Source organism: Limnospira sp. PMC 1279.21 (genome assembly GCF_032349615.1).
In the GTDB taxonomy this organism is placed as follows: Bacteria; Cyanobacteriota; Cyanobacteriia; order Cyanobacteriales; family Microcoleaceae; genus Limnospira; species Limnospira fusiformis.
Genome location: NZ_JARPLU010000038.1, coordinates 1 through 19,737 on the forward strand (window position 1 = coordinate 1; position 19,737 = coordinate 19,737).

Annotated in this window: 16 protein-coding genes; 10 read left to right on the plus strand and 6 right to left on the minus strand. The window is 44.8% G+C overall.

All coding sequences use genetic code 11. The features are described from left to right. The coding region (locus P5683_RS08100) for an HNH endonuclease signature motif containing protein (RefSeq protein ID WP_315639638.1) at nucleotides 1-452 on the plus strand (452 nt) is incomplete at its 5' end. Nucleotides 453-678: 226 nt separating this feature from the next. Then, a complete protein-coding gene (locus P5683_RS08105) occupies nucleotides 679-3,114 on the plus strand; it encodes a DUF1565 domain-containing protein (protein ID WP_006625615.1) in 2,436 nt (811 codons plus the stop codon). Nucleotides 3,115-3,125: 11 nt separating this feature from the next. Here the strand turns inward: P5683_RS08105 and P5683_RS08110 are convergent, their stop codons facing one another. Further along, entirely contained in the window at nucleotides 3,126-3,980 is an 855-nt protein-coding gene (locus P5683_RS08110; protein WP_006625616.1) for a methyltransferase domain-containing protein, read from the minus strand. A gap of 254 nt (nucleotides 3,981-4,234) precedes the next feature. Between P5683_RS08110 and P5683_RS08115 the strand changes: the two genes are divergently transcribed. Next, a complete protein-coding gene (locus P5683_RS08115) occupies nucleotides 4,235-4,714 on the plus strand; it encodes an ankyrin repeat domain-containing protein (RefSeq protein ID WP_006670571.1) in 480 nt (159 codons plus the stop codon). A 186-nt stretch (nucleotides 4,715-4,900) separates the two neighbouring features. Then, entirely contained in the window at nucleotides 4,901-7,417 is a 2,517-nt protein-coding gene (locus P5683_RS08120) for a glycogen/starch/alpha-glucan phosphorylase (protein ID WP_046319680.1), read from the plus strand. A 149-nt stretch (nucleotides 7,418-7,566) separates the two neighbouring features. Here the strand turns inward: P5683_RS08120 and P5683_RS08125 are convergent, their stop codons facing one another. Beyond that, nucleotides 7,567-9,012: a DUF697 domain-containing protein gene (locus P5683_RS08125; RefSeq protein WP_315639639.1), complete on the minus strand. Its 1,446-nt coding sequence runs from the start codon at nucleotides 9,010-9,012 to the stop codon at nucleotides 7,567-7,569. A gap of 74 nt (nucleotides 9,013-9,086) precedes the next feature. On the opposite strand from P5683_RS08125, the gene P5683_RS08130 reads away from it, so the two are divergent. The 4 genes from P5683_RS08130 (at nucleotide 9,087) to P5683_RS08145 (ending at nucleotide 12,995) form a co-directional block, all read left to right on the plus strand. Continuing rightward, on the plus strand, nucleotides 9,087-10,169 hold the full coding sequence (locus P5683_RS08130) for a metallophosphoesterase (RefSeq protein ID WP_008050856.1): 1,083 nt from the start codon (nucleotides 9,087-9,089) through the stop codon (nucleotides 10,167-10,169). Between the two features lie 395 nt (nucleotides 10,170-10,564). Then, on the plus strand, nucleotides 10,565-10,795 hold the full coding sequence (locus tag P5683_RS08135; protein ID WP_046319685.1) for a hypothetical protein: 231 nt from the start codon (nucleotides 10,565-10,567) through the stop codon (nucleotides 10,793-10,795). A 526-nt stretch (nucleotides 10,796-11,321) separates the two neighbouring features. Further along, nucleotides 11,322-11,954 (plus strand): HAD-IB family phosphatase, encoded by a 633-nt coding sequence (locus P5683_RS08140; protein WP_006625625.1) that lies wholly within the window; start codon nucleotides 11,322-11,324, stop codon nucleotides 11,952-11,954. A 30-nt stretch (nucleotides 11,955-11,984) separates the two neighbouring features. Continuing rightward, complete coding sequence (locus P5683_RS08145) at nucleotides 11,985-12,995, plus strand: patatin-like phospholipase family protein (protein WP_006670420.1); 1,011 nt, start codon at nucleotides 11,985-11,987, stop codon at nucleotides 12,993-12,995. Nucleotides 12,996-13,019: 24 nt separating this feature from the next. Here P5683_RS08145 and P5683_RS08150 read toward each other — a convergent pair whose 3' ends face one another. Then, nucleotides 13,020-13,904 carry a hypothetical protein gene (locus P5683_RS08150; protein WP_048895070.1) on the minus strand — a complete coding sequence of 295 codons (885 nt, stop codon included), beginning with the start codon at nucleotides 13,902-13,904 and terminating at the stop codon, nucleotides 13,020-13,022. Between the two features lie 461 nt (nucleotides 13,905-14,365). Between P5683_RS08150 and P5683_RS08155 the strand changes: the two genes are divergently transcribed. Further along, nucleotides 14,366-16,246, plus strand: coding sequence for an alpha/beta hydrolase (locus tag P5683_RS08155; protein WP_046319689.1), 1,881 nt, complete (start codon nucleotides 14,366-14,368; stop codon nucleotides 16,244-16,246). A 376-nt stretch (nucleotides 16,247-16,622) separates the two neighbouring features. On the opposite strand, the gene P5683_RS08160 is transcribed toward P5683_RS08155, so the two are convergent. Beyond that, entirely contained in the window at nucleotides 16,623-17,126 is a 504-nt protein-coding gene (locus P5683_RS08160; protein ID WP_006625630.1) for a sterol desaturase family protein, read from the minus strand. A 103-nt stretch (nucleotides 17,127-17,229) separates the two neighbouring features. Between P5683_RS08160 and P5683_RS08165 the strand changes: the two genes are divergently transcribed. Beyond that, on the plus strand, nucleotides 17,230-17,892 hold the full coding sequence (locus P5683_RS08165) for a class I SAM-dependent methyltransferase (protein WP_006625631.1): 663 nt from the start codon (nucleotides 17,230-17,232) through the stop codon (nucleotides 17,890-17,892). Nucleotides 17,893-17,916: 24 nt separating this feature from the next. Here P5683_RS08165 and P5683_RS08170 read toward each other — a convergent pair whose 3' ends face one another. After that, nucleotides 17,917-18,261: a hypothetical protein gene (locus P5683_RS08170; protein ID WP_006625632.1), complete on the minus strand. Its 345-nt coding sequence runs from the start codon at nucleotides 18,259-18,261 to the stop codon at nucleotides 17,917-17,919. A gap of 88 nt (nucleotides 18,262-18,349) precedes the next feature. Continuing rightward, the coding region (locus tag P5683_RS08175) for a calcium-binding protein (RefSeq protein WP_315669434.1) at nucleotides 18,350-19,737 on the minus strand (1,388 nt) is incomplete at its 5' end.

The following is a 19,737-nucleotide window of genomic DNA, read 5'->3' on the forward strand; positions in this document are numbered from 1 at the left end:
CAAGTTACGAAAAGCTAGGAAACTACTTCCACAAAGGAACGGTTAAACTTAGCAACGGAAAAGAAAGACATGAAACTTGGTTATTCAAGACTAAGGATGGAATTCAATTATGGAAACATAACTGGACTCCAATTGTCAGACATACCCTAATACGCCCGGAAGCAACACCATACGACGGAAATTGGACTTACTGGGCAACCAGGAAAGGACAAGCAATTGATACGCCAATTAGAGTAGCCAAACTACTCAAGAAGCAAAAGGGGAGGTGTACCTGGTGTGGACAGTATTTCGCACCATCGGATTTAGTTGAAGTTGACCACATTATACCTCGAAGCCAAGGTGGAAAGGATGAATATAAGAATCTTCAACTATTACACCGCCACTGTCACGATGATAAAACGGCGTTAAACAACGCCAAAGCTGTATCCTTAACAATGGAACAGTCAGACTAGGAGCCGTGTGAAGGGAAACTTTCACGCACGGTTCTGAATGGGAGGGAATGGAGGCGACTCCATTCTCGACCCCTAATGGTGCGCGATGGTTTCCCGATTGTGGGTCAGACAGAACCCCCACTACCGCTAAATCCGCCACGTTACTGGTGGCAAGTGCCATCAACTAGGCGGTTTAACAGCTACCGAAAATATTGCAGAAATTGGCAACACCAACAACAATAGAATTATGGCAACAGTTTACGTTAATCCATCTACTGGCAACGATCAGGGCGACGGGAGCCAATCATCTCCCTACAAAACTCTGACGGCAGCCTGCGCTAAAGTTGAATCAGGAACTTTCATTCAATTAGAAACTGGAACCTATAATAGCGCTACTGGGGAACAGTTCCCAATTATGATTCCTAGCGGGGTCACTGTGGTGGGAAATGAATCGGGAACCGGAAGCGGGATTTTGATTGAAGGTAGTGGTCGCCATAGTAGCCCTAGTACAGGCGGCCAAGAAGTTACTATCGTGATGGCTACCAACGCTGAACTGCGGGGGGTGACAGTAACTAATAACCAAGTGAGGGGTACGGGAGTTTGGGTCGAGTCTACCTCGCCTAATATTGTACACTGCACATTTACCCGCTGTCGGCGCGAGGGAATTTACGCTACGGGTAATGGCTATCCTAATATCCTCAGTAATGCCTTTGTGGAAAATGAAGGCTATGGCCTCTCGCTGGAGGGTAATGTTCAAGGGGAAGTACGCAACAATTCCTTCCAAAATACGGGCTATGGTATTTCGGTTAAGGGTGAAGTTCAGACCCGCATTAGTGATAACACGCTTTTTGAAAATCGCTCGGGTCTCCTAATTGCTGGTAACTCTCGCCCTATTCTACGACGTAATTTGATTGAGCGCAACACTGGCGATGGTGTTGTAATTACTAATAATGCGGCTCCTGATTTGGGTAGCGCCAGCGAATCGGGTGGTAATATGATTCGCAATAATGGCGGGTTTGATATTAATCATGCTGGCTCAGTGGCGATCGCCTCTTTTGGTAATTTGCTCAGTGCTGGCCGAGTTCAGGGTAATATCAATGTGGTGGCTCAGAGCGCTCCGACTTCCTCACCCACTACTATCCATGTTAACGGATCTACAGGTAATGATTCGGCGGCGGGTACGGCTTCTGCTCCTTTCAAAACTATCACCCGTGGCTTACAACAGGCGACGGCGGGAACTGTGGTACAAGTGGCTCCGGGAACTTATACGGCAGCTACAGGGGAGACTTTCCCGTTGTATGTGATCTCTGGTGTCACGTTGATCGGTAATGAGTCTAGCCAAGGTAATGGGACTCAAATTACTGGAAGTGGTCGATTTGCTAGTCCTAGTGCGGCGGGACAAAATGTAACTATTGTCATGGAAAATAACTCGACCCTGCGCGGTGTGAGTGTGACTAATGAGGAAATTCGCGGCACTGCTGTTTGGATCGAGTCGGTTTATTGTGTGGTGGCTAATTGTCGGTTTTTTAACTCCAAGCGGGAGGGGGTTTTTGTCACCGGAACTGCTATCCCTCAGATTTTGACTAGCCACTTTGAAAAAAATGCTGGTAATGGTATCGCTTTGGCGGGAAATGCTAAGGGAGAAATTCGCGGAAACAAGCTACAGGATACTGGATTTGCGATCGCTGTTCAAGCCTCTGCGGCTCCGCTGATTAGCGACAACCATATTTATAACAACCGCACTGGTCTTGTACTTTCGGGTAGTTCTAAGCCTGTGTTGCGGAAAAATCTGATTGAGAATAATCTTCAGGATGGTTTGACTGTCATTGCAGATGCTTTTCCAGATTTGGGTAGCCCTCAAGATGCGGGGGGTAATATTTTCCGCAATAATGGTAAGTATGATGTCCAGAATGCTGGGAAGTTTACTTTGGTGTCTGTAGGAAATCAGATTAACCCCACTAACACGAAGGGAAATATTGATTTTAGTGCTAATGTGACTCCCAGTCCCAGTCCCAGTCCGAGTCCCAGTCCCAGTCCCAGTCCGAGTCCGAGTCCCAGTCCGAGTCCGAGTCCCAGTCCGACTCCGACTCCGACTCCACCTCCGGGAAGCGATCGCTTTAGTGATATTACCGGACATTGGGCGCGAGAGTTTATTGTGCGCTTGACTGATATGAATATTATCAGTGGCTTCCCTGATGGTACTTTCCGACCTAATGAGAATTTAACTCGCGCGCAACACGCGGCTTTGCTGGCGAAGGCGTTTGATATGGCTCCTATTCAGCAGGCGACTGCATTTAGGGATGTGGCTATTGATTTCTGGGGGAAAATGGCTATTGAACAAGCCAACCGGGCGGGATTTTTGGCGGGTTTCCCCGATCGCACTTTCCGACCTAATGAGAATTTGAACCGGGCTCAGGCGGTGGTATCATTGATTAATGGTCTCAAGTTGACTGGTGGTAATCCTAATTCTTTGAATGGTTACACCGATCGCGGTCAGATTCCTAGTTATGCTACAGATGCGATCGCTACTGCCACAGAACGAAGGATTATTGTTAACTATCCAACTCGGACTACCCTCGCTCCTCAACGGGATATTACCCGTGCGGAAATTTCGGCAATTCTCTATCAAACTCTGGTAGCCACTGGGCGCGCTGAGGCGATCAACTCTCCTTACATTGTCTAGTCAAGGCTAGATTATTTAGTCCCCCGCAGTAGTCCAAACCGAATTAAACCCTGTTCATATCCTTGACTCATTAATCCGAGGGATAATGCCGCTCTGATGGTTGAAGGTCCGCTGGTGAGTAAACCGAAAATGGCTGCGGGGTCAAAGGCGGAATCAATGACTAGATTCCAGAAGGGGGCGACCGCTTTTGACCAGTCGGCGGTGTCAATGTCATTAAACCCTACCCGAGTAGCGATCGCTTGATATTCTGGCAATGAGATTATATAGGGTAGGGCATAAACTTGGTAAATTTGGGCGAGGTGGCGACGTTCTGCGTCTGTTAGTTGTCCTTGCTCTCCCCCTAGGGGGCGATGACACCAAGTAGCCATTAAAAACGTGCCACCGGGTTTGAGGACTCGGTGGCATTCTTGCAAAAATTGGATTTTGTTGGGCATATGTTCCCCACTTTCCAGAGACCACACCAGGTCAAAGGATTCGTCCTCAAAGGGCATTTCTAGGGCGTTGGCAACCTGGAAATTCACATTTTCACTTAATCTAGCTTCGGCGGCGCGATCGCCTGCTCGTTGGGCTTGTACCGGGCTGAGAGTGATGCCTGTGACTCTGGCGTTAAACTTTTCGGCTAAATAAAGACTACTCCCCCCAATGCCACAACCTACGTCTAAAATCTTAGTCGTTTGAGTTCCCTCATCAAGTCCCCACTTTAGCAATTCTTCGATCAGGTCAATTTGCGCCTGTCGTCTTTCCGTTTTCCGATTCCCTTCCGGTCCGTAGTAGCCATGGTGCATATGTTCCCCCCAAATTTCTTCCCACAGGGCGGAGGAGGCATCATAAAACTGTTGAATCTGTTGATTGAGAGTGGATTTCATGGCTGCTTTTCTAATGGACAATCAATTAGGGTCAATGGTAGCACTACGGACTTGTTATGCTATATGTCTCAGTCCCCAGTCTGGTCTGGGGGTTGCGATCGCATGATTTTAGTGCTATCATAGCGTACATTGAACTCATACAATAGCCCATTTTTTAGCCAAATCAAACATTAATTAAGAAGTCGCTTTTTGGTAGTTTCCCAAAATCTAAGGTTATGAGATAATAACATCAGGGCAAGAAGGGTAAAGCGACTATGACCGAGTTAATTCAAGCCATCAAAACAGGCAATATTGAGGAATTATCAGCTTTAATAGCTGCGGAAAAAGATATCAATGCTGTGGGTGATGATGGTACAACCGCCATGCTGACAGCAGTAGGACAGGGACTAGAGGCGATCGCCCAAAATCTCATAGAGGCTGGGGCTGATGTTAACCTGGGAGATAATGATGGCTGGACTCCGCTGATGGAGGCGGCGGCACAGGGCCATTTAACCATAGCTGAAAGTTTACTACAAGCTGGGGCTGAAATTGATGCTCAGACCGATTTTGGCTTAACAGCATTCATGGCAGCCGCTGGTAGGGGTCATGTGCAGATGGTTGAGATGTTACTGAATAAGGGTGCAAATTTTCGGGTTAAGGATAACAACAATTGGACGGCTTTAATTTGGGCATCTTCTGAGAATCATCCAGAAGTTGTAGCGGTGATTAAGAAATGGCGAGACGCTCATAATTAGCTGATACTTCCCAGCACAAATTGACGATAATTCCCGGGTGTAAAATCTCCCATTGCATCCGGATTAATCTCATACAAGCCAGGTGTAAAAATCCCAATTTTAACAACTTGTAAATAGGGAATTTTTTGCAGAAATTAATTATTCGCAAATCCTGGATTTTCACAACTTATTTAACTGGTAAAAACTATGAAAGACACTTCATCAGATAACGACAATCAACAACAGGTTAGTATTGAAAATCTGCGGCATTCCTTAGCAGATAACCTGTTTTATATCACCGGAAAATATACAGAAATTGCCACCTTAAATGACTTTTATTTAGCCCTAGCTTACACGGTGCGCGATCGCCTTTTACCAAGATGGTTAAATACAGTTCGCACCGTCACCCAGCTATCAGATAATACCAAAGTAGTCTCTTGCCTATCCTCAGAATTTATGGTGGGTCCCCACTTAGTCAATCATCTAATCAACCTGGGAATTTATGACCAAGTTCGACAAGCCGTAGAAGAGTCAGGTTTAGACCTGCAAAAATTGGCGGAACAAGAACCAGAACCCGGTCTAGGAAATGGCAGTTTAGGTCGTCTCGCCGCCTGCTATATGGACTCCCTATCCACCTTAGAAATTCCCGCTATAGGTTATGGTATTCGCTATGAATTTGGGACCTTTAAACAGCAAATCCGAGATGGTTGGCAGGTAGAAATAACTGACAAATGGCTACAAAAAGGCAACCCTTGGGAAATCGTCCGTCCCGAGGCCGCAGTCGAGGTCAAATTTGGTGGCTATACAGAAGGCTACACCGATGAAGAAGACAACTATCACGCCACTTGGGTTCCTCACCAAGTAGTTAAAGGTATCCCCTACGACACTCCTATTAGTGGCTATAAAGTCAATACTGTGAACACCCTGCGCCTGTGGAAAGCAGAAGCGCCAGAGTCTTTCAATTTCCAAGCATTTAATCTGGGAGACTATTACGGCGCGGTTGACCAAAAAGTGGTATCTGAAAATATCACCAAAGTTCTCTATCCTAATGATGAACATATACCCGGAAGACAACTGCGTTTAGAACAGCAATTTTTCTTGGCTTCCTGTGCTTTACAGGACATGATTCGCTGGCATCTAAAATCCGGTGGTAACCTGGAAACCTTCCCGGATAAATTTGCGGTTCAACTCAATGATACTCACCCGGCTATTGCTATAGTAGAATTGATGCGGTTATTAATGGATGAACATGATATCCAGTGGCATGATGCTTGGGAAATCACTCAACAAACTTTCTCTTACACCAACCACACTTTACTACCAGAAGCCCTAGAAAAGTGGCCAGTAAATTTGTTGGGTCGTCTACTTCCCCGACACCTAGAAATTATCTATGAGATTAACCGCCGCTTTTTAGAAGAAGTCCGTAATAGTAATGGTCGTGATGGTCATAAAATTGCCAGACTTTCATTAATTGATGAAACGGGAGAACGTTATATAAGAATGGCTAACCTGGCTTGTTTGGGGAGTCACTCTATTAATGGGGTAGCCGAATTACATACGGAATTGTTGACTAAAGATACTCTGGGAGATTTTTATGAATTGTTCCCCCACAAGTTCAGCAATAAAACTAATGGGGTAACGCCACGACGTTGGTTAGTCCAAAATAACCCGGGTATGACTAAGTTGATTTCTGAAAAAATTGGGGAACATTGGATTACCCATTTAGATGATTTGCGCCAGTTAGAAGGCTTCGCAGACGATGGGGATTTTCGCTATCGTTGGGGACAGGTTAAACTAGATCTAAAACGTTCTCTGGCTGGTCATATTCAACAGCGTTTGGGGGTGACGGTTAACCCAGAGTCTCTGTTTGATGTTCAGGTGAAGCCTATTCATGAATACAAGCGACAGCATCTGAATATCCTGCACATTGTTACTCTTTATCACCGGATTAAGCAAGACCCGACTGTAAATATTGCCCCTCGCACGTTTATTTTCGCCGGGAAGGCGGCTCCGGGGTATTTTATGGCAAAATTAATGATTAAGTTGATTCACTCCGTGGCTGAGGTGATTAACCATGATCCAGATGTGGGCGATCGCTTGAAAGTTGTGTTCCTTCCAGACTATAATGTACTATGCCAAATCCTCTATCCGGCTGCTGATCTCTCTGAACAGATTTCTACTGCTGGTAAGGAAGTCTCTGGGACTGGTAACATGAAGTTCTGCCTTAATGGTGCTTTGACCATAGGAACTTGGGATGCTGCTAATATTGAGATCTGCCAAGAGGTTGGTCAAGAGAATTTCTTTCGCTTTGGCTTGACTGCTGATGAGGTTTACCAGCGCAAGGCTGAGGGTTATAATCCCTGGGATTATTATTATGGCAATTCTCAACTCAAGGAGATTATCGATCTGATTGGGTCTGGTCATTTTGCTGATGAAGACAGCACCCTATTTCAGCCTCTGATTGATTCCCTGCTACACCAAGACCAGTATATGCTATTTGCTGACTACCAATCCTATCTTGACTGCCAGGATAGCATTTCTCGGGTTTGGTGCGATCGCGATCGTTGGTTGAAAATGTCCATTCTCAATACCGCGCGTTGTGGTAAATTCTCTTCTGACCGCGCTATCCGAGAATACTGCGATCAGATCTGGCATTCTTCGCCAGTTTCCATTCAACTCGCTGATTATGTCCAACCACAGACGGCGTTAAGAGTTGACAGTTGAGGGTTAATCATGATATTATGGGGGTGGGAGGAAGGGAAATTTTGATTAACCTTCCCCTTTCTTGATTGCTTCGATATATAGGCGGTTTTTGGCGGGTAGACTTAACTTCCCTTTTGGGACTTGGTTTAATCGACCCGCCGCCGCTGTTATCACTTCGCAGATAAAGGGCTAGTTGGGGAAACTTCCCTGGGTGAGATAATATGGCTAGTAGCCTGTCCGACAAAACTCTGTAATGTTGACAACTGCTGGTTATTTTGGAATACGGACTTGAGGGTATTTGAGAAGGACTCGATATTTAAGGAAAAGTTGTTTCCGGTTTCGCAGGTTTGGAAATACTCAACTAAACTCAAGCCAGCAATGCGAGTTAGATAAGCCGCCGTGACACCTTGAATAACTCCCCCAGCCACATAGGTGACGGTGTTAGTTTTGAGGAGGGTTGTTAAGGTTTTGGTGGATAACTCGACCAAGCCTAGTTTTACCATTTGGGAACCGAGAGTTTTAGCGAGTTGCTGTGCTTGTTCGAGGGAAAATTGGCAACCGTAGACTTTCCCTAAGTCTAGCACTAACTGAGAAGTAATGGCAGCGGTGGCGAGAAGGTCTAAGGCGGGGACTGGGTTAGCAAAAGCAGCAGCAGCAGCGACCCATTGATATTGTTCTATGGTGGGGATGGCTTGCTGGCGGCGAATTGTGTTTAAATGGGTTTTAACGGTCTGCTGAAGTGCGATCGCTTTTCGGTAGGTGGTGGCCACAACTAAAGCCTCACCTGTCTCGGTCAAAAGGCGATCGAGATTTTCGGTAAGTGTTTCCATTTGCGGTAATGGTGTTTCCATCCATTCTTGAACGGAATTTTCATCCTGGTATTGGCGGACCTTAATGGGACTCGGAGAAGCGGAAATACCAATGATATCAGTCGCCGCCAATTGGTTAGCCATGGTTTGGCGCAGTTTTTCTAAAACGACTACCTGATGTTCCAAAGGACATTGGTCTTGTTTATTCCAAACCAATAGGGTGCGTTGGCGATCGCACAAATTCCCAAGGGTTTTATATTCAGGTTCAGTCAGATCACCATCTACCAAAAAGACAACTAAATCAGCGGTTAGCAAATGGTCCGAGGAGTCCGGGTCAACTTCCGTAATAGTTAAATGTTTCTGAGTCCAGGTAGTGGTTTCTAAAACTGTTTTTAAGGAAGTTTTCCCAACTTGTGGTTTCCCGGTAATAGCCAGGTATAAATCTTGTCTATCAATAGCTGTGTGTAAGTCAGCCACTTGCTTTCGCCAATCAGCCAGAGTCGGTGAGAGGTCATTTCCCCCTAGGAGAGTTTCCGCTTGATTCGCTAACTGATCAATTAAGGTTTCCGTTTCCTCAATAGCCGCTTGGGTCACTTCCCGACTAATAGGGGGGGAATTTTTCGTGTTCTGGTCGGACTGAGGAAGTTTTCGCTGTAGCCACCAGAGACCACCGCCTAAAGCGATCGCCCCAAAAATTGCTGTTTCTCCCAATTCCACCGCCGACTCACCCACTGTATCCCACAGCCAGAGAACCACAGATAACCCAATACCACCAACTAAGATGGGACGACGCAAGTAATCAACCATATCCGTTTATTTGCCATAACCCTGCTTCTAGTTTAGATCAAAACTGAGAGTTCTGCATGATAAAGTATTAGATTATGGTTCTAAAATTTCGATTTGCGATCGCCAGCGACTTACATATTGCCCTTCCTGAGACCATTTGGGATCATCCTCAACGCTTTCATTTAGTGGAAGTTAGCATTCCGGCGCTAGAACAGGTCTTTAAACATCTGGAAAAGCTGGATATAGACTTTCTGCTGCTACCGGGAGATCTCACCCAACACGGGGAACGGGACAATCACGCTTGGTTAAGCGATCGCCTAAAAAACCTACCCTATCCAGCTTATGTAGTTCCTGGAAACCATGATGTACCTTTAGCCGTAGGGGAAGGGTCCCTAATTGGTTTATCCGAGTTTCCCGAATACTATCCCCACTGCGGTTATCAAGACAGGAGTTGTCTGTACTACACCTGCGAATTAACCTCGGGAGTGCGCTTAATTGGTCTCAATTCCAATTGGTTTGATGAACAGGGAAATCAGATCGGATATGTGGACGAAAAGCAGCTAGATTGGCTGAAAGGTGTTTTGGCTAAATCCACCGATGAATTGGTGTTAGTGATGATTCACCACAATATCATTGAACACCTACCCGGACAGTCTACTAACCCCCTAGGTCGGCGTTATATGTTGTCGAATGCTCCCCAATTGTTGGAGGTTCTGGAAGAGGGGGGAGTTAAGTTAGTTTTTACAGGTCATCTCCATGTACAGGATATTGCTCAATGGCGGGGAGTTTATGATATCACTACCGGTTCTTTGGTTAGTTATCCTCACCCCTACCGTATCCTCGATTTTTCCAGGGATGATCAGGGTCAACAGAAGCTGGAAATTGAGTCGCACCGCATTGTCTCAGTTCCCGATTTTCCTGACTTAGCAAGTATTTCTAGGGAATGGATGGGCGATCGCTCCTTTCCGTTTATGATGAGGTTATTAATGGGGCATCCCCTAGGTCTTTCCCAATTAGAAGCCGAGGAGTTGGCCCCCCGTCTGCGCTATTTTTGGGCGGATATTGCTGGCGGTGATGCGAGATTTGATTTTCCTGACTTCCCCCCCCAACCGCGACAGTATTTTGAGGGGTTTACTGCCAGTGAGGCGATCGATAATCAGACAATTTTGCGGTTATAGGCAATGTCATCAGAATATGGGAATGTGGGTATTCTATGCTCACCGACTACAAGGGAGTCTCAATCTATAGCAATAGGCGATCGTGTATTCATGACAAAATGAGAGAGAGGTTATAAGTTAGAGGCTAGAGGGTAGACACAAAGGGGATAGATTGAATGAACAATGGTCAAGTATCGATTTTCCTGCCTACCTTCTTCGGCGCGCTATAGATTTAGGCTTGATTGTTAAATAAATTTGAATTTGAGTTGCTGTTGACTCCCCCCCATGGGTCAATAGATGGTCACATACCCTACTCAAATATGATGGCTTGTTTGTATAAAAGAAGAATAGATTTGGGAATAAGCCTAAAGACTTACTGCTTACTTTGTTGATGATTAACTCGAAAGCCCTCGACTATGACCACCAAAGCTCATACACATCACTTACCAGTATCTTCTGGGTTCGGTTACGGAAAGCACCCTGACTTCAAATTGTCCGGCTATATACGCCAGGATAGACTGCAAAGGTTGTCTCAAAAAGGGATTATAATTACTACCTCAGAACTTGATGAGTTTGATGCTTACACCCAGAAAATTCGTCGTCAGTTATTGATATTAAAAGCTACATCGGTATCTTCTATGGATTGAAAAACTGTCCGGTTTGACTGCGCGAGACTGTCAAGGGACAGCATTTGACTTGATACTATCGTGATCGGAAAATGGCAACTTTGACTATAAGCTACCCCCAGGAAATTTATATAAGTCTTGGTTATTGTTGGCGATTGGTTAGATACAAATAACAAAACCTTGGTGAATTTATGGAGTGAAAATGATTATCATTCTTGCCCCAACAAGCCACGAAAATACGCCACTTGACAGCCCTTGAACAGGATGATAGAGTAGAGTCTATAGGTTAAAGTTAGTCTTCGTGTGGGTAAAAGCAGTTATTGAGTATCTGTGGCTACCAGGAAATAACCTGAAACAGCTATATTGCCGTATTTAATATGAGGTAAGCAGTGGGCGATCGCCTGAGTGAAATTTGCTGGCGAGACACGAATATTGTTTTAAGCCCCAGAGGCAGGGGTTGACAAAATAGCAAAAATGTGCATAGTGCCAGGATGCCAGTTTGATAGGTAAACTTTAGGATGCTTTTGTTTTTGGTGAAGGGTAATTAATGAAACCAGTTGTTTTCTGTGACTTTGACGGGACAATTACAGCAGAGGAGACCTTTGTGGCGATGCTAAAGCAATTCGCACCGGAGGCAGCAGAGGAGATTATCCCGAAACTATACACCCATGAGATCAGCTTACGTTCAGGGGTGCGAAGGATGCTAGAATCAATACCCTCGAGGGCTTATGGAGAGATTATCGAGTTTTCAAAAACTAAAGAAATGCGTCCTGGACTGGTGGAATTAATAGACTTTCTGGATAGCCAAGGAGTGCCGTTGGTGGTAGTATCGGGGGGGATTCGGATTATGGTAGAAACAGTATTAGGAGAATTAGTTAATCGGGTCGCGGGGATTTATGCGGTGGATGTGGAGACGGACGGACCGAATTTGCGGGTATATTCAGAGTTTGAAGGGGACACAGAATTACTAGCAAAAGTGCGGGTAATGGAGTTATATAAAGGTGACCCGAAAATTGCGATCGGGGATTCGGTAACGGACTTAAATATGGCGATCGCTGCTCCGGTGGTATTTGCGCGCGATCGCTTATCTGAGTATTTAGATAAGCAGAAAAAGCCCTATATAGCTTGGACAGATTTCTTAGATATTCGCGATCGTCTCCGAGAAATCTGGAATGCTTAATGAATCCCATAATTAACAGGAGTTTGACAAATGGCAGAGTTTACCAGAGTTCTCTCTATTGACGGTGGTGGCTTGCGAGGATTAATACCCGCCGAAATTTTGGTAAGTGTCGAGCATAAAATTCAGGAAAAAACTGGCAATCCTCAAGCTAGACTCGTCGAGTATTTTGATTTATTTGCTGGGACAAGCGCCGGGGGAATTATGACTTGTCTTTACCTATCTCCCGACCTACAAGACCCCACTAAACCCCGATGCTCTGCGGAAGAAGCCAGGAACTTTTTTTACCAAAATAGTCGTAATATCTTTTACCAACCTTGTAGCCACGCCATCAAAAACTTTTGGGGACTGTTAAACGAAAAATACTCCCATGAGAAATTCGAGTTAATGATGCAAAACTTTTTTGGGGACTTAAAGTTAAGCGAGTTATTAAAACCATCCTTAATTTGCTCCTATGAAATTTCTCGGAGAAAAACCCACTTTTTTACTCAACATGATGCGGTAGTCAGTCCTAGTAAAGACTATTATGTAAGAGACGTAATTCGCGCCACCTCAGCCGCTCCGACTTTTTTCAAGGTAGCCGCAATTAGGTCTTTAGGTGATGAAATGTATACCTGTGTTGATGGGGGAGTGTTCGCCAATAATCCAACCTTGTGTGCTTATGCGGAAGCTCGTAGCAAACTCCCAGATAATCCCACCGCTAAAGATATGGTAATTTTATCTTTGGGAACTGGGGACGTGAAAAAGGGATATCCTTATGAACAGGCTAGAAATTGGGGTCAGTTTCAATGGTTACTTCCCCTGTTTGATATTATTATGACCGGGGTGGCGGAAACCGTAGATTATCAAATGAGGCAAATTTATGATGCTACTAGAAGTCCTCAACAGTATCTGAGAATAAATACAACCCTGACGGATAAAAATATGCTACCCATAGATAAGTCATCTGACGAAAATTTGCAGGCTATTCGTCGTGTCGGTCAGCAATTGGCTGAGGACTATAGTGAGGAATTAGATGCAATTGTTGATTTATTGCTAAGGTAATGGAGGGATTGCTCTTAATTGCCTCTATTTTAAGCCTAAATGTTCCATCACTCCAGAGATAGCATTCATGCGTCTTGACTGATCATGTCTGACACAGGACTTAGCATCTATGGAATATGGACAAATAGGAGGATGAGCCAAAGTTGTCTGCTCATAACTGCCATTGATTTTAAATGAGTTGACTCTGGCTGAGAGGATAGCGTCAGTTCCCTTTTTTCTTCCGCGTAGTTCAGAAGCGTATAACTGAGGAAATTTTGCGCCGAAATAGGGACTCTGATTCCATAAATCTATCGCATTGATAAATCCTTCTAAATGTGAGTTAGGATTAATTCCGACTTCCCTAAATTGCTGTTCAATCACAAAGGACCGTGATCTGAGGTGTTGTAGACACCATTGGTTAGCCTCCTGTAGGGTTCCACCCCGTCCGTGGTTACTGCAAAAACCTTTATTTAGGATGCCAGTAGCTGGGTCAAAATGACCGGCAATTAGAGAAGTTCGTCTTCCATTGGTCTCGCAGTTTCCTTCGGCGGCACAAATTGATAAAGCACCGAGACTGTTTAAATCTGCAAATAGGGTATTCAAGGGAACATGAACACCAGAGGAATGACCGAGTAGCCAACGGTGACTAATCTGCTGAAACTTAGTCGCTTGAAGCTTTTTGTCGATTTTATTGGACTGTGAATTAACCAAAGAAACGACATCTTTTTCGATTTTAATTTTGGCTGAGTAGATAGCCAAAAATCCCAAAAAACCTACCAGAAACCAAGTAATTCCTGTCACGGTGGGGTAATAATTGATTCGGTAATTAATCCGCCTTTTTTGACGAGAATTTAGCTGATGATAACGGTGGGTGTTGATGTATTTACCTGATGGAAGTTTATGCTTGAAAACAGCACGATTTTTCGCCATAACTAAAAATCAAAAATTCCTAAATTTATGAAGCTGACAACTTGAGGCTTTTCATAATCTATGGAGCCTTCAATATTGACAAGATGCACAATCAAATGTTCAATTGTTTTACATGGTTTTTATCCCCGTTTATAGTGAATTGAGTGGCTATGATGGTGGTTATCATCTAAGGGAAATAGGCTTAGGATAGGCTCTGAACACCACAACAGACTCAAAAAGCCTTCATAATATATCACCTGTTTTGAGTTATTGAAAGGCTAAGTTTCCTTGATCCCTGATGTTAAGTGTGGAAATTTTCCTATTATTTAAGGCTTCTAGCCGATCGCATTAGTTTTTGGGAACCGATAAAATTTATGTCTTAGGGAAGAAACAGACCCAGGGGTTGGTGACGGCGGGATATTGCCAAAAATGCTAAATTGCGGTTTGATAATATAACTCCCAATAACTCATAGATAATCAATATGGGAACTGAGCGCAGCTACCAAACCCTACCCTTCTATTGGCATCGCGATACCTTGGAAAACGATCGCCGATGGTTAGAATCAATTGTTCGGAATACCGCTCCGTTTTCAGACGCTTGGACGAAAGCTCGCATTGTCCAGCTTGGCTACCCATATCCCCCCAATACCAAACCCGGGACTGTGGAGGGACTGCCGACCTATGGGGGTTACACTTCCGAAGCAGAGATCGCCTCGGTGTTGCGATCGTCTTGTAACCTCCTGGAATACCCAGGCTTTGAGACTCAGGTAAATGAGGATTATGTGATCCGCACTCTCAATAGTTGGCATAATCGAGAATTTACTCAGGCGATCAGTCGCAACTTTGAAGTTTATGCCGATCGCTACCATAGCAATATTTTTTTAGTGGTCAGCACCGCCCCGAGTTCCCTAAATGTTGACCGCCAATTACCCAGTCGCGATCGCTTTCGTCCCCTGTTCAATATCGCTGAACTAGGTCAGATGATGCGCTTGGCGAATTTTAATCGCATTACCCTCCGTACCCACGGCTATGCCACCCCCCCAGAAAGGTTCTACCCCGCTTTTGTGAATGAGGCGGAGTCTCTTTCCCTCAAAGGACCCATTAATCAGGTGGGAACCTTGGAAGAAAAAAGTGTCTATATCGGCTATCGCTGGCCGGGAGAAAGACCGATTTTGAGTCCCGGTCTATGGACTGACCCTTTCCGCTATTGGGGGATTTCTTTAAAGTTTCTCGTAGGTCTGGCTCTCGCAGCTTTTGGGGGCGGCTCTGTGTTATATTTTGTCCTAGGCTTATTAATAGCCCCCCTGTTGACAATATGGGGAATTAAACCGATTGTTGATTCCCTGTGGCAATGGATAACCTGGGATGCTCTGGCTGGTTTAATTAGCCAATGGCTGTGGGTGGCTTTCAGCGTGTTTCTTCTGTGGCTATTCCTATTCCAGTTGCTGCGGATTGTCGTCTATCAGCGCGATCGCTATCGCATTATTCACTACGGCGCACCAGACCTAGCAGAGTTCTTCTGGCGACTTGATAAGGCGCTGGGAGATAATCCCTATGCTTCTATGCCTTTTTTACCGGGGGAACAACCGCGATTATCCCCCCTCCCTACCTTGAACGTTAATCTGATTGGTCATAGCATGGGCTGCCTATTGGTGGTTAATGTTCTGCGAATTCTATCCGATCGCTTTGGGAAAGAGGATCGCTTAGTTCAACAAGGCAATGATATGGGGGAATACTTGCGCCTTGACCGCTTGATTTTATCTGCTCCAGATATCCCCTTAGAATTTTTGCGGGAGGGACGCAATAATTATGTGCGATCCGCTATTCTCCGCTGTCGGGAAATTTATTTGTTTTCTAGCGATCGCGATCTCGTCCTGCGTTACCTTTCTGTTTTGGGTAATTGGTTTAGTGAACCCAGCGTCGCTATGTCTGGCTTACGCTTGGGAAATGTTTACCTAAAAACAGTTAAAACACATGATGACCAAGAGGAATATCGACCATTTATTCGGATTATGGTCAATTCTCAGGCTGCCGTTGAACCTACCTCCGCTTATGATTTGTTTGAAAAGTTTAACTACTTCGACTGTTCCCAAATGTCTAAGATAAATGGCGTTAAATGGAAGTTAAACGCCGGGACGGCTTTACCCATAGATTTAGTAAATGCCCTCTTATACTTTGCTAATAAAATTGATGTTCACGGCGCCTATTACTGGGTTGATACTCCCAGTTTTGAGATTATACAATTTCTGATTACCCGCTATGAACTCTCTCGGTCAGATACTTTAGCCACCATTTACCAACTCATTGAAAATACTCCTATTCGTTTTCGTCCCAGTCAACCCTTTTCTAAGCCCAATGTTTAATAGGTTTTGCTAATTTCTCCGGTGAGATAGATTTGATTTTCTCAAGAATGTTAAGAATTAATACAATTTAATTGCCAATTGCTCGCCAAAAGTTGACGAGATTATAGGGGTTGTGGTATCCTAAAAGAAATGGATCCCAAGGGCTTACCCTGTCTATATGCAAAAATAAAGGCTACAACCCCTATCCTGTCGCGATTAAAATTATTCTCTGACCAAAAGATTAAGCTGGCGATGCACGAGTTTTCGCGCTAAAGTTGGCCAGCCTTTTTAGGGGTATTGACAAAAACGCCATTTTATGATATTTGCATTAATCAAAGTATGCTAAAGCAGCAGCGATCAAGGAATAGGGAAGTAATGATTGATGGTTAATTACCCATTATAATTGGGATGACATTTTCTGCTTAAATTGTAGGAGAAATTTAAACCACAATTGAGCAGGTTTATCGTAGAATGTAAAGATATCACCGTAGGCAATTCGGGAGTTACGATGATGTTGCCAATGTCTTTCTGGGGTGGTGATACAGAGAAGTTTACAGATGTAGTTTATGGTGTTGGGTGTAGTCCATGTAGTGGGGGAAAGATGACGAAATTGTACATGAGATTGTGCTAAAACTAAACCCAGGATAGTACCGGTGGGAGAAATCGACCCAAAGATAGGTAAAAAGAGGAGATAGGGAAAGGCGGCTAAGAATCCAGTAATTAAAACGAGGGGATTTTGGGTAGCGATCGCATAGCGAATAAAACTGCGGTTATGGCTATGATGAACAGCGCCATGATATTTCCCGAAAATATGTTCAGGGACATGATAGAAAAAAGTTGAGATGAAATCCCCGGTCAATAGTAAGACCACGGCTATGAGAATAATCTTGATAACGGTCACGGCTTCACCCTCAGAATTTGCGGCTAGTGTAACCAATAGAGATTAAATTTAATTAATAGTTAGGTTAAACTTGAGAATCATCTAGGATAGGAGAAATTTAGGGATGTTGTTACCAGGGAAGCAACGGAGTAAACTAGACGAAACCGAGGATAGATTATTTTATGAGTATCCGCGATTTGTGACCCATGTTGACGAGGGATTTATTGATAGGTTAAGGGGGTTATATAGCGATCGCCTTTCAGACAATAGCAGAGTGTTGGACTTGATGAGTAGCTGGGTGTCTCATCTCCCGGATGATCGGAAATTCTCCCATGTAGAGGGACACGGTATGAATGAGGAGGAGTTGGCGCGTAACCGTCAACTGAACCATTATTTTGTTCAGGATCTGAATAAAGACCCGAAATTACCATTAGGCGATCGCGAATTTGATGCCGTGTTAATCTGCGTATCAGTACAGTATTTACAGTATCCTGAAGCCGTATTTAGTGAAATTCATCGTGTCTTAAAACCGGGGGGAGTGGTGATTGTGAGTTTCTCTAACCGGATGTTTTTTCAAAAAGCGATCGCCGCATGGCGAGACGGAACAGAACCCCAGCGAGTCAAACTCGTAGAAAGCTACTTTAACTCAGTCCGTAGTGGGGAATTACCCGGCTTCAGCGTCCCTGAAGTAATTATCAATCAGTCATCTGTCCCCCCGGTCTTGCAAATGTTAGGACTCGGTGGCGGCGACCCGTTTTATGCAGTGATTGCACATCGTCAAATTTGACGAATCATCTTAAACTTCTCGAGACTATAGCTGCTGAAAAACCTCTAGGGTCAGATATACAGGCTTTTCTGCCGTATTCTGACCCCAAAATTGGCTGATAGGCTGATCCTGGTCAGATTGAATCCAGAGGAGTTTCCCAGAAGTGCAGGTATAGGTCTGTTGACCATCACCACAGGGAATAGCCACATCTCCAGGCTTTAGTATCCTGACAGTCATCTGGGTGACAGGGGGATCAAGTTTGATGCTCTGTCTGGACATCTCTGGTAGGATGTTCAGGGAATAGGTTTTGAGGGGTTCTGCGGCTTGGACTGGTATCACCCAAGCGCAGAAAACCACCAGCACAGTTGTGAGTAGAATCTTCAATTTCATATTGACAAATATTTACCTTTGGTTTACTTTACCGAAATCGGTTAAGTGTGGCAAATATATGATTTTGAAGATGGATGGGGTCATCGAATTAGAAGAAGGTAAAATCTTCTATATCTATGGTAGTCGCTTCCACTCCATTTAAGAAGGCTAAGACCTCTCCGGTGTCGGCGATGATGATTTGAGATCCGGTGTCAATTTGAGCGATCGCTAATTGTCGAGGATCTAGAGCTGCCGTGATCCAGATTTGGTCAACACCCACTTCCAAATCAGCGATCGTATCTTGTCCGTAAGCGATCGCAAAAGTATCGCGACCTGCACCCCCAATCAGAAGATCATTACCCTTATCACCACTCAGGAAATCATCTCCATCCCCGCCAATTAGCGTATCATTTCCCTGACCGCCATAGAGAGTATCAGATTCTAAACCACCTACCAGAAAATCATTTCCGAGATTTCCCAACAGGAGATTATTACCCGCAATTCCTAACAGAGTATCATTGTCTTGACCTCCATAAATCGTATCATTACCCTGATTTCCTTGTAGGTAATCAGCTCCTTGATTTCCGAAGATTAAATCATTACCATCTCCTCCGTGGATAGTATCATTTCCTTGACCCCCATAAATCGTATTATTCCCAAATCCTCCCAGGATTAAATCATCTCCCTCGCCGCCGAAGATTAAATCATCTCCCTCGCCGCCGTCAATAGTATCATTTCCGATGTCTCCCCAAATTACATCATTTCCTTCTCCTCCCAACAGGAAATCATCACCTTGACCGCCATATAAAGTATCATTTCCCGGTCCTCCCAAGATGAAGTCATTACCTTCACCTCCCCACAACAGATTATTCCCAAATCCTCCTTCTAAATTATCGTCTCCTCCCATTCCAAAAATCGTGTCATTTCCACCCCGTCCATATATCGATTCAGCCATCGATGTACCCACTTTGAAGTCGTCGGCTTCCGTTCCTTCTAGGGTCTCCTCAGTCACATTAATTAAGCGGATTGAATCAATATTCAAACTGGGAATATTTACCAATGGGATATTAATACTACCACTGATGTCTAATGGTTGTATTAGTCTTGGTGTCACCACTGGAGTTAATTCCGACTCTGGTTGAAGGTTGCTTTCTGGAGTAGTTTCCGGTACAGGAACAGGTCCAGCAATAGGAGTCTCTTCCGGTTCCGGTTGCGGTTGCGGTTGCGGTTGTGGTTGCGGTTGTGGTTGCGGTTGTGGTTGCGGTTGTGCTTCAGGAGTAGGTTCAACCCCCACTTCCGGTTCGGGAGTCGGTTCCACTTCCGGTTCGGGTTCCACTTCCGGTTCAGGAGTCGGTTCGACTTCCGGTTCAGGAGTCGGTTCCGGTTCAGGAGTCGGTTCGACTTCCGGTTCGGGTTCCACCTCTGGTTCAGGAGTCGGTTCAACTTCCGGTTCGGGTTCCACTTCCGGTTCAGGAGTCGGTTCGACTTCCGGTTCAG

Bases quoted from the DNA above. Each gene is read 5' to 3' on its own strand.
- P5683_RS08105 (WP_006625615.1), top strand. From the start codon at position 679: ATGGCAACAGTTTACGTTAATCCATCTACTGGCAACGATCAGGGCGAC.
- P5683_RS08110 (WP_006625616.1), bottom strand. From the start codon at position 3,980: ATGAAATCCACTCTCAATCAACAGATTCAACAGTTTTATGATGCCTCC.
- P5683_RS08115 (WP_006670571.1), top strand. From the start codon at position 4,235: ATGACCGAGTTAATTCAAGCCATCAAAACAGGCAATATTGAGGAATTA.
- P5683_RS08120 (WP_046319680.1), top strand. From the start codon at position 4,901: ATGAAAGACACTTCATCAGATAACGACAATCAACAACAGGTTAGTATT.
- P5683_RS08125 (WP_315639639.1), bottom strand. From the start codon at position 9,012: ATGGTTGATTACTTGCGTCGTCCCATCTTAGTTGGTGGTATTGGGTTA.
- P5683_RS08130 (WP_008050856.1), top strand. From the start codon at position 9,087: ATGGTTCTAAAATTTCGATTTGCGATCGCCAGCGACTTACATATTGCC.
- P5683_RS08135 (WP_046319685.1), top strand. From the start codon at position 10,565: ATGACCACCAAAGCTCATACACATCACTTACCAGTATCTTCTGGGTTC.
- P5683_RS08140 (WP_006625625.1), top strand. From the start codon at position 11,322: ATGAAACCAGTTGTTTTCTGTGACTTTGACGGGACAATTACAGCAGAG.
- P5683_RS08145 (WP_006670420.1), top strand. From the start codon at position 11,985: ATGGCAGAGTTTACCAGAGTTCTCTCTATTGACGGTGGTGGCTTGCGA.
- P5683_RS08150 (WP_048895070.1), bottom strand. From the start codon at position 13,904: ATGGCGAAAAATCGTGCTGTTTTCAAGCATAAACTTCCATCAGGTAAA.
- P5683_RS08155 (WP_046319689.1), top strand. From the start codon at position 14,366: ATGGGAACTGAGCGCAGCTACCAAACCCTACCCTTCTATTGGCATCGC.
- P5683_RS08165 (WP_006625631.1), top strand. From the start codon at position 17,230: ATGTTGTTACCAGGGAAGCAACGGAGTAAACTAGACGAAACCGAGGAT.
- P5683_RS08170 (WP_006625632.1), bottom strand. From the start codon at position 18,261: ATGAAATTGAAGATTCTACTCACAACTGTGCTGGTGGTTTTCTGCGCT.